Source organism: Labrys neptuniae (assembly GCF_040797145.1).
In the GTDB taxonomy this organism is placed as follows: domain Bacteria; phylum Pseudomonadota; class Alphaproteobacteria; order Rhizobiales; family Labraceae; genus Labrys; species Labrys neptuniae.
Genome location: NZ_JBFNQD010000005.1, coordinates 420,948 through 430,087 on the forward strand (window position 1 = coordinate 420,948; position 9,140 = coordinate 430,087).

Below are 9,140 nucleotides of genomic sequence, written 5' to 3' on the forward strand. Positions count from 1 at the left end.
TCATGGCGCCCGTCCCCCGCCCAGCGGGCCCTTACCGGTTTCACTACTGCAACGACCGCCTCACCCCGCATACGCCTTGCGATGCGCCTCGGCCAATGCGTCGAGGCTGTGGAAGTGAAAATCCGGCTCCGGCACGCCTTCCACCACCAAGGTGGCACCGCCCTGCTTGCCAGCGCGGCGGTCGATCCAGGCTCGCGCCAGGCCGATACGGGCCGCCGGCATATGATCATGGTGCAGGCTCTGGGCGGTGTGCAGGACATCGGCCGGCTCGAGACCGAACTGCAGCGACAGATGCTCGAGCAGGTAGCTGAAATTGCGCGGGTCCGGCTTGTAGGAACCGACATCCTCGGCGGTGTAGACCGCATCGAAAAGGCCACCGAGCTTGGTATTGCTGGCCGCGAAGCTGCGGCGATCGACATTGGAGAGCACGACCAGCCGGTAGTGGCGCTTGAGATAGGAGAGCGCCCCCGCCGAATCCGGAAAGGCAGGCCAGTCCGGCACAGAGGCGCCGAAACGCTCATGCAGGTCGGCATGGGCGGCAATGCCCCAATCCTGCGCCAGCCGCGCATGGGTGACTGAAAGCAGGGACGAATAGAGCAGCGAAGGCGTCTGGAGCTCCTGCTCGGTCTCGCGGCGGGCGAAGGCAGCGAGCGCCTCCTCGCGGCCGATCACCCGCCCGCCGGCACTGAGCAGGGGCTGGAGCGCATTCCAGATGCCGGTTTCCCAGTCGATCAGCGTGCCATAGCAATCGAAGGTCAAGACCTTGAAGTCCGCCAGTTCCGGCATTGGTTCCTCCTCGAAAAACCCTGAATTCAGCAGACGCCGTGGCGCCCATGCCGCAAACGCAAGGAGGGCGGTGTCGCCACCGCCCTCCCTGTCCTTTTGGTTGTCACGAAACCAGTTCGCTGTCCCAGTAGAGATAGTCGACCCAGCTTTCGTGCAGATAGTTGTGCGGATAATGCCGGCTCGCCTCCAGAAGTTCCCAGGGCGAAGGCCGCGCCGGCTGGCGCAAGGGCTTCATGTCCATGCGGTCGGCCTTGCGGGCATTGCAGTCGCCGCAGGCCGCGACGATGTTCTCCCACGAGGTCGCCCCGCCCTTGGAGCGGGGAACCACATGCTCGAACTGCAGATCGCGGGCCTGGAAACCATCGCCGCAATATTGGCAGGTGAAGCCGTCGCGCAAGAACAGGTTGAAACGGGTGAACGGCACCATGCGCTCCACCTTCTGATAGTCGCGCAAGGCAACCACGGAGGGCAGACGCATCGTCGTCGACGGGCTGCGCACCACGGCATCATATTCCGCCACCACGCTCACGCGGTCGAGAAACACGGCCCTCAGCGCATCCTGCCACGACAGCAGCGACAGCGGAAAATACCGCAAGGGTCTGAAATCGGCATTCAATATCAAAGCGGGGTGGGACGACATGACTACCTCAACGCTCGGCTCCTGGAGTTAACACGGGCTGGAGGAATGGATGACCGGTTACCCGGCCGGCTTCTGGTTTTCGCTGTCTGACTCCCGGCCAGCCCCGTTGGCTGGTCTAGCTGGACAGTTGTCCGGCAACGAAAAGACGGAATGATGACAGCACGATGATGTGCACGCGGCCACACGCTGGCATGCGGAGCATGCCGACCGTCCGGATTGTTTGGAGTGTGTCGCGGGCGTACATACCCTCCTGCCATCAAGGCGGAGGGGACTGCCCTGCCGCCGGTTCAGATTCTCGTGTGATCCTGCGCCAGTCTGGCGACGATCATACGGTTCGCATTCGACAGGTCGCGGCCGGCAACTTTGCATTGGCTGCGGGTAGCCACGCCCATGCCCGGCATGCAGGCCGGCAGGGAGGAGGCGTCATCCGCAAACGCAAAGATGTTGAAATGGGTCGGCAACGGCATGTCCGGCTCTTGAAGGAAGAGGCCCATCCCCTTCCCGATGACTAGGCTTATGCCGCCCGAAAACGACAAAAATCAAGCGCGAAAGCGTCATCCACCCGCAAAAACAGCAAAAATTTCGAAAGAATCCCGCTCTTTTCCGGGATGTATGATCCAATTAGATAATATCTTATATCGCTGAATAAAGTCTTCGGCATATGCGGCGTCGACGCGCCGGACCTGCAAACCGGCTTGCATCTCGCCCAGCGCGATTCAGCTATGCGAAACTATATGTTGTCTCTCCCTACTTTTGCCATTTCGTCAGAACAAAAGCGTGCCTATAACCAATCAAGCGTCATGACCGGCGTCGAGTCGGCCACCATTCTGGCCCGCCCCTTGGGACGGGCCTTGTCATGAATTGCCTGCTCCAATGTCCGAAGTGACCGCTGGCCTGATGCCCCGGATGGCACGGCCCAATTTCAGAACCACCGCGCTGATCATTGCCAGCGCCATGTTCATGGAACAGCTCGACGCCACCATCCTGGCGACAGCCCTGCCGACCATGGCCAAATCCTTCGACGTCTCGCCTGCGCATATGAGCATCGCTCTGACGTCCTATCTGCTCAGCCTGGCCGTGCTGATTCCCGCCAGTGGCAAGATCGCCGACCGCTATGGCGCCCGCAGCGTGTTTTCCATCGCCATCGCGGTGTTCATGCTGGGCTCGATCCTGTGCGCTTGGGCGCCGACTCTTCCCGTCCTGGTCGCCGCGCGGCTCCTGCAGGGCGCGGGCGGGGCGATGATGGTGCCGGTCGGCCGCCTGGTGCTGCTGCGCACCGTCGACAAGTCGGACCTCGTCTCCGCCATGGGCTGGCTGCTGGTGCCGGCGCTGATCGGCCCGATCCTCGGCCCGCCGGTCGGCGGTTTCATCGTCACCTTCCTCGACTGGCGCTGGATCTTCTACATCAACATCCCGATCGGCCTGCTCGGCCTGGTGCTGACCCAGATCTTCATTCCCAACATGAAGGAAGACAAGCGCGAGCCCTTCGACATGAAGGGATTCGTGCTCTCCGGCATTTCGCTCGCTTGCCTGCTGTTCGGCTTCGAAATGACCAGCCGCGGCAGCGCCGAGGAGGCGCCGCTCGCCATCGCCCTCCTGGTGATCGGCCTGGTCAGTGGTGCGATCTATGTCGTCCATGCTCGCAAGCCGCGCGACTTCGCCCCGATCCTCGACCTCAGCCTGATGCGGGTGCGCACCTTCCGCATCTCGCTGGTCGCCGGCTCGCTCTCGCGCATCACCCAGGGCGCCCAGCCTTTTCTGCTGCCCCTCATGATGCAGATCGGCTTCGGCATGTCGGCGGCGGAGAGCGGCCTGCTCACCCTCGCCACCGCCTGCGGTTCCATGCTGATGAAGGCGGCGGCCAAGCCGATCCTCAAGCGCTTCGGCTTCCGCACCACGCTGATCTGGAACAGCATCTTTTCCAGCCTGCTCTATGCGGCCTGCGCCCTGTTCCGCCCCGACTGGCCGCATTGGGCCATCTTCGCCGTACTGCTGGTCTGCGGTTTCTCGATGTCGCTGCAGTTCACCGCCTACAACACCGTTTGCTACGACGACATTCCGCCGACGCGCACCTCCTCGGCCAACAGCTTCTACACCACCTTCCAGCAGTTGATGCTGTCCTTCGGCATCTGCGCCGGCGCCCTCGCTCTGACCGGCTCGAAGCTGGTCCTGGGCCATGAGCACGCTACGCTGACGGATTTCTCGATGGCCTTCCTGTTCGTCACCGCGATCTCCCTGCTGGCTTCGCCGGTGAACGCCAAGCTACCTTACAATGCGGGGGCCTCGATGAGCGGCCACCGCAAGCGGCACGAGGCCGAACAGGCGACGTGAGACGTCAGGCCACCGGGCTTTCGCGCCGGTAAGGCTCGAGGGCGTTGAGGCCCAGGAGTTCCGTCAGCCTGGCACCGTCGCTGACGCGCTTAAACCAGCCGGGGGCCATCCAGGGCGCATCGCCGTCGACATTGGGGGCGCCGCGTCCGGCCGCGACATCCTCGATCCACAGCGTCCTCGTCTCCAGCGAAATGCGCGTGAAATCGGTGCTGTTGGGCACGCCGGCATGGGCATGCGCGCTGGAGAAGGCGATCACCTCGCCTGGCTCGACCGCCACCGGTTCGACGGCCCCGACATCCACGGCCCCGCTCAGATGCGGAATGGCATCGTCGGCATCGACGGCATGGCGGCCGGCGATCCTGGCGCGGGCCAGCACGGCCTCCAGATCGAAGGAGGCGCTGGTATTGGGCACCGCCCGGGTCCACAGATCCGGATAGATCGCGAAGGTGCGCCCGGCCGTAATCGGATAGATCGGCGCCCACCAATTGGTCTGGGCATAGAGGTTGGAGCCCCAGGTGTCGCGGTGAAAGGCGATGGTGGCGGTGCTGCGCGCCCGTGGCAGGTTCGCTGCAGGCGGCTGGTGGGGCTGGAAGCGAAGATGCAGCCGGTCACGCGCGAGTTTTTCCGGATCGAGGCCGAGCACCGCGAAAACCTCGCTCCACAGGCGCTTGACCTCGGCGGATTGGACAAATGCCTTCTGCAGCCTGGAAAATTCCTCGACCTGCTGGTCATGGTCGAGATGGCGATGAATCTCGGGCGGCTGGTGCGGAAGGAAGGCCTCTTCCAGCAGGTCTCGGGTGAAGGCTACCAATGCCTGCATCGGCGAGAGCCCGCCGAAGCGAGCGATCTCGCCGGCATAGATCCGGTCATGGAAACCGCGCGGCGACACCGGAACGGCGAAGGACGAATACATGAGGCGAGCCCCGCTGTTTCAGGTGTCGAACCCAAGACCGGCGCAACCAAGCGCTCGGTCACGAATGCGTTTGCACCGGAAGAAGCGCCATTCTGGCCCATTGCGACCGGCTGAGGCAATCGCGCCCGTCAGCTCTGTCGGGCCAGGCGCGGCTGCTCATGGGAGGGTTCGTCCTGCGGCACCAGGCGCCCCTCCTCCGCCTTGTTGATGTACTGGCTCGCCACCAGCACGCCCTTGATCGGACGCAGGATGGGAATGCAGGAGAGCAGCAGGAAGGGCAAAGTGGTGACGAAATGCACCCAAAGCGGCGGCTCGAAGCTCAGTTCCATCCACATGCCGAAGCCGGTGGCCGGAAAGGCCATGGTCATCATCACGAAGAAGGCCGGGCCGTCAGCCGGGTCGGCAAAGGAGTAATCGAGCCCACAGGCATTACATTTGGGAGCGAGCGTCAGGAAGCCGTTGAAGAGCTTGCCGTGTCCGCAGCGCGGGCAACGGCCACGCATACCGCAGCGCCAGATCGATTGAGAGGCTGCCGATTGTTCTTCCATCGAAGGGCTCCTTCGTTCCGGCAGAATGTATGGATTGAATTTCCATACAAATGTGACTATCCTGCCATCAAGAATCAAGGGATCGACCTGGAATCGAAGAATTTTGCGATTTTCTGGGTCAATCAACACACGCTTTGTATTATTGTAGGCATACAAATGCAAGACAATTCGCCTGCGGCATTCTGGCTCCCCGCCGAACTGGCCCGCGATGCACCCAAATATCTCGCCATCGCCCAGGCGCTGTCGGCCGACATCCGCTCGGGACGCCTGGCAGCGGGCGTGCAATTGCCGCCCCAGCGCCAGCTCGCCAAGGCACTCGGCGTCGACCTCACCACGGTGACGCGAGCGTTCAACGAGGTCCGGCGCGCCGGGCTGGTGGAGGGCAACACCAAACGCGGCACCATCGTCAGCCCCTCCCGGACCGTGCCTGCCCGGATCATCGTCGACGAGCACCGCCCGGCCGAGGCGACGGCCCTGATCGATCTGAGCATGAACATGCCGCCCCAGCCGGCCGAAGCCGGCCTGCGCGAGGCGATCGCCGAAGGCATCGCCACCGTCCTTGCCTCCCCCCATGCGTTGGCGCGGCTGCATTACCAGGACAATGCCGGCATTCCCGGCGACCGTGCAGCCGGCGCCCGTTTCCTGGCGCCCCGCCTCGGTCCGGTGGCGCCGGAGCGGCTGGTCGTGACTTCGGGTTCGCAAGCGGCTCTCTTCGCCGTGGTTTCGGCCCTGCTCGAACCGGGATCGGTGCTGGCGGCGCCCGAGGTCACCTATCCCGGTCTGCGTTCGGTGGCCGCTCGCTGCGGTGTGAGGCTAGCGGCGGTGCGCACCGACCAGAACGGCCTCCTGCCGGACGATTTCGAAGCGCTCTGCCGTGCCAACCGGCCGAAAGCGCTCTATTGCGTGCCGACGCTCGACAACCCGACCACCGCGACCTTGCCCGCCGAGCGGCGGCAGGCCTTGGTCGCCATCGCCCGCAGGTACGATGTCGCCTTCATCGAGGACGATGCGTATGGCGCGCTGCCCGAACACGCGCCGGCCCCGCTTGCAGCCCTTGCCCCCGAACGAAGCTGGCACGTCGCCACGTTGTCCAAATGCGCGACGCCCGCCCTGAGGTTGGCCTATGTCGCCACGCCGGGCCAGGCCGAGGCGCTCGAAATCACGGCCCAGACCCGGATCATCAATCTGATGGCGCCCCCGTTGATGTCCGGCCTGGCGACCGCCTGGATCAAGGACGGCACCATGGCCCGCCTGACGTCCGCCATCCGGCGCGAGAACCATGCACGCCAGGCCATCGCCGCGACGGCGCTGAATGGCTTCACCTATCGCGCGGCCGCGGATGCGCACCATCTCTGGCTGAGCTTGCCGACGGCCTGGGTCGGGGCCGATCTCAGCGCCGTCGCCCGCAAAGCCGGGCTCGCCCTGGTCGGCAGCGCTGCCTTCGCAGTCGGCGCCCCGCCGCCGGCGTTGCGCATCTCGCTCGGTGCGGCACCGAGCCACGAGGCCCTGCGCCAAGGCCTCAACACGCTGGCAGCCCTGCTTTCGGTACCACCGGAGGGCGTGCCGGGAATCGTCTGACCGAGGGCGTGTTAGAACGAAGAGGCACATCCATGCGGAGTGTCAGCCTCCGGCTGACATCGTAGAAACGAAGCATGCGCCGATCGGCGAGATGTCAGCCCCGCTCGATCATCGGATAGAGCCGTGAGGCTGATACTCCCATGCTCTCCACATCCAACCAACCGCGCAATTACGCGAACGGGACAATCCGGGCCCGTGCGTAAAGGGTTTGGTTACCAAGATTGGGCAAAGATTTGCGCGTCGGTCGGCGGATCGACGGCGCTGGGCGTTCCCCCTCGCAACCACCCGCAAACAGTACCCACCCCTAGAGCAAAGCGCGTTCAGGCGTGAACGCTTTTTTGCTCTAGCTCTTTGGTTCGACGCGTCTTGGGGTCCTCGCGCCGCAAGGCCGCCTGGCCACCCGGAAGCGAGTAGCATGACCCACGCCCGTCCCACCGGCAGCTATGTCCGAAGCCGCAGGCCTCGCCGGAACACCGCCGGCTGGATGGCGCTTGCGGGCCTGTGCTTCGGGGCTGCTGCCGCGACCTGGACGGCGGTCGCACTGGTAGCGCCTTCGATGGTCTCCGCTTCCAAGCCTTCCCATCTGCATCTGCGCGCCGAGGATCCCTTTGCGCCCAAGGCCCTGGTACAGGCGAGCGTGCTCCGGCCAGCGCCACTGCCGGTGGAACATGAGGTTGCCGCCGCCGCACCCAAACCGGCAACCGACAACACCGGTCCCGAAATCGCGCAGGGTGTGCGCCTGCCAGCCGCAGACGGCCGCGTTCACCCGTCTGCCCCCATGCTCGCCAGCCTGATGGCCTTTGCCCCTGATGACGACGGCACGCATGAGGCCCTCCCCGTCATCCGTTCCGTGCAGACGGTCGCGGCCTTGCCCTCGCCGCCGGCAGAAGCGGCGGCCCCGGATGTCGTCGCCACCGGCAGCGTGCCTGATACCGCAGCCGAAGCCCTACCCCTGCCGCCGATCCGCCCCCTCGACGGCGGCCAGATCGCCGAGGGTCAAATCGGCGCTGGCCTGGCCGAGAACGATCCGGCCGATCTGGTCCCGCTGCCGCCCACCCGGCCGGCCATCCCCCTGACGGCCCTCGCCTCCATCGACCCGGATGAGGCACGCCCCCTCGACCGGCCCGCCATCGAGCCTCCGCTGTCGCGCCCGATGGCCGGCAATCGCACCGCCATCTACGATATCTCCGCCCGCACGGTCTATCTGCCCAGTGGCGAGCGTCTCGAAGCCCATTCCGGCCTCGGCCCCTATCTCGACGATCCCGGCTCGGTGCATGTGAAGAACCGGGGCGCCACGCCGCCGCAGACCTATGACCTCAAGCCGCGCGAAGCCCTGTTCCATGGCGTTGCCGCCCTGCGCATGATCCCTGCCAACGGATCGGGCACCGTGCTCGGCCGCGACGGCCTGCTGGCGCATACCTACATGCTCGGGCCGCGCGGCGATTCGAATGGCTGCGTCTCCTTCAAGGACTATGCCCGCTTCCTGCGCGCCTATCGCAATGGCGAGGTCAACAGGCTGGTGGTCGTCACCGGGAACGGCAAGGCGAGCAGCCAGATCGCCTCGCGCAACAAGAGCCGCTGGTGGTTTGCGTCCGGGCGCTGAGCCTGCCGAAGCCTTTTGCTACGGAAGGCAAGCGTCGATCGCGAAGCGACTTCGAACCAAAGCACGCAGATAAGGAAGTGTTTGCGCCCGAACGCTTTTGCTTTCATTACTCACCCTTTGGTCATCCTGGATCTGCACCGCATCGCTGCATGCTGCAGTGCGTCCGGGATGACTCTCGTGAGTAATCACTTTTTGCTTTAGGATCGCAGCTTGTCATTCAATCTGGCAGATCCGGCTCGCGCCTTGGCTGCACCGGCCGAGTAGCCGCATCGTATTGATGCCGGCACCGCAATATTCGCAGCCCCTGCCCACCGCGCTACACAGGCATTATCACATCTGGCGCGGAAGTCCTTCCGATCGGGAGCCACTTCCAAGGGCTTCTATCCTGATGGATCATAGCTGCAATCAATAGAGCTAAATCAATTCTTCGAGTGCATGCTGGCCAAGGGAGACCGGAACGCTGCACTCTCTCGCCTCAGGCCCTTGAACGCGCCGCGGCACGCTACTCGCTAGGCCATGTCTGCTTGCCTTTGCCTGCGCCCCCCGCGCGGACGATGAGCAGCAGGCCAAGTACCCGTTTTGCATGCGGGCCATCCCCCGCATAGGCCGACCGGCCATCGTGGCGTCGCCCCGCGCTCGTCTGGTCCGGGAATTGCATTCGAATAAGAACGCGTGAAGGAGGAAACCGGCTTGAGTTCCACATCGATCGGCACGGCTGCCCCAGCTTTGCAGCGCCCTGAA

Annotated in this window: 8 protein-coding genes; 3 read left to right on the forward strand and 5 right to left on the reverse strand. The window is 64.6% G+C overall.

Annotation, left to right across the window (positions count from 1 at the left end; translation table 11 throughout):
• Positions 1-60: 60 nt before the first annotated feature.
• The 3 genes from ABXS05_RS17945 to ABXS05_RS17955 all read right to left on the reverse strand — a co-directional run bounded on the left by ABXS05_RS17945 (position 61) and on the right by ABXS05_RS17955 (position 1,893).
• Complete coding sequence (locus ABXS05_RS17945; RefSeq protein ID WP_367624875.1) at positions 61-786, reverse strand: haloacid dehalogenase type II; 726 nt, start codon at positions 784-786, stop codon at positions 61-63.
• Between the two features lie 103 nt (positions 787-889).
• Entirely contained in the window at positions 890-1,426 is a 537-nt protein-coding gene (locus ABXS05_RS17950) for an HNH endonuclease (protein ID WP_311944254.1), read from the reverse strand.
• Positions 1,427-1,713: 287 nt separating this feature from the next.
• Positions 1,714-1,893, reverse strand: a complete 180-nt coding sequence (locus tag ABXS05_RS17955) for a hypothetical protein (RefSeq protein WP_367624876.1) — start codon at positions 1,891-1,893, stop codon at positions 1,714-1,716.
• Positions 1,894-2,299: 406 nt separating this feature from the next.
• On the opposite strand from ABXS05_RS17955, the gene ABXS05_RS17960 reads away from it, so the two are divergent.
• Positions 2,300-3,757 carry a DHA2 family efflux MFS transporter permease subunit gene (locus ABXS05_RS17960; RefSeq protein WP_311944252.1) on the forward strand — a complete coding sequence of 486 codons (1,458 nt, stop codon included), beginning with the start codon at positions 2,300-2,302 and terminating at the stop codon, positions 3,755-3,757.
• Positions 3,758-3,761: 4 nt separating this feature from the next.
• On the opposite strand, the gene ABXS05_RS17965 is transcribed toward ABXS05_RS17960, so the two are convergent.
• Together ABXS05_RS17965 and ABXS05_RS17970 are read right to left on the reverse strand one after the other, a co-directional pair.
• Complete coding sequence (locus tag ABXS05_RS17965) at positions 3,762-4,670, reverse strand: hypothetical protein (RefSeq protein ID WP_367624877.1); 909 nt, start codon at positions 4,668-4,670, stop codon at positions 3,762-3,764.
• Between the two features lie 128 nt (positions 4,671-4,798).
• Positions 4,799-5,218, reverse strand: coding sequence for a DUF983 domain-containing protein (locus ABXS05_RS17970; protein ID WP_311944250.1), 420 nt, complete (start codon positions 5,216-5,218; stop codon positions 4,799-4,801).
• A 156-nt stretch (positions 5,219-5,374) separates the two neighbouring features.
• On the opposite strand from ABXS05_RS17970, the gene ABXS05_RS17975 reads away from it, so the two are divergent.
• Both ABXS05_RS17975 and ABXS05_RS17980 read left to right on the forward strand, forming a co-directional pair.
• Complete coding sequence (locus ABXS05_RS17975; protein ID WP_367624878.1) at positions 5,375-6,796, forward strand: aminotransferase-like domain-containing protein; 1,422 nt, start codon at positions 5,375-5,377, stop codon at positions 6,794-6,796.
• Between the two features lie 415 nt (positions 6,797-7,211).
• Complete coding sequence (locus tag ABXS05_RS17980) at positions 7,212-8,399, forward strand: DUF2778 domain-containing protein (RefSeq protein WP_367624879.1); 1,188 nt, start codon at positions 7,212-7,214, stop codon at positions 8,397-8,399.
• The last annotated feature ends 741 nt before the right edge of the window (positions 8,400-9,140 follow it).

Excerpts from the sequence above, each read along its gene's own strand:
- ABXS05_RS17980 (WP_367624879.1), top strand. The coding sequence starts at position 7,212 with ATGACCCACGCCCGTCCCACCGGCAGCTATGTCCGAAGCCGCAGGCCT.
- ABXS05_RS17945 (WP_367624875.1), bottom strand. The coding sequence starts at position 786 with ATGCCGGAACTGGCGGACTTCAAGGTCTTGACCTTCGATTGCTATGGC.
- ABXS05_RS17950 (WP_311944254.1), bottom strand. The coding sequence starts at position 1,426 with ATGTCGTCCCACCCCGCTTTGATATTGAATGCCGATTTCAGACCCTTG.
- ABXS05_RS17970 (WP_311944250.1), bottom strand. The coding sequence starts at position 5,218 with ATGGAAGAACAATCGGCAGCCTCTCAATCGATCTGGCGCTGCGGTATG.
- ABXS05_RS17955 (WP_367624876.1), bottom strand. The coding sequence starts at position 1,893 with ATGCCGTTGCCGACCCATTTCAACATCTTTGCGTTTGCGGATGACGCC.
- ABXS05_RS17965 (WP_367624877.1), bottom strand. The coding sequence starts at position 4,670 with ATGTATTCGTCCTTCGCCGTTCCGGTGTCGCCGCGCGGTTTCCATGAC.
- ABXS05_RS17960 (WP_311944252.1), top strand. The coding sequence starts at position 2,300 with ATGTCCGAAGTGACCGCTGGCCTGATGCCCCGGATGGCACGGCCCAAT.
- ABXS05_RS17975 (WP_367624878.1), top strand. The coding sequence starts at position 5,375 with ATGCAAGACAATTCGCCTGCGGCATTCTGGCTCCCCGCCGAACTGGCC.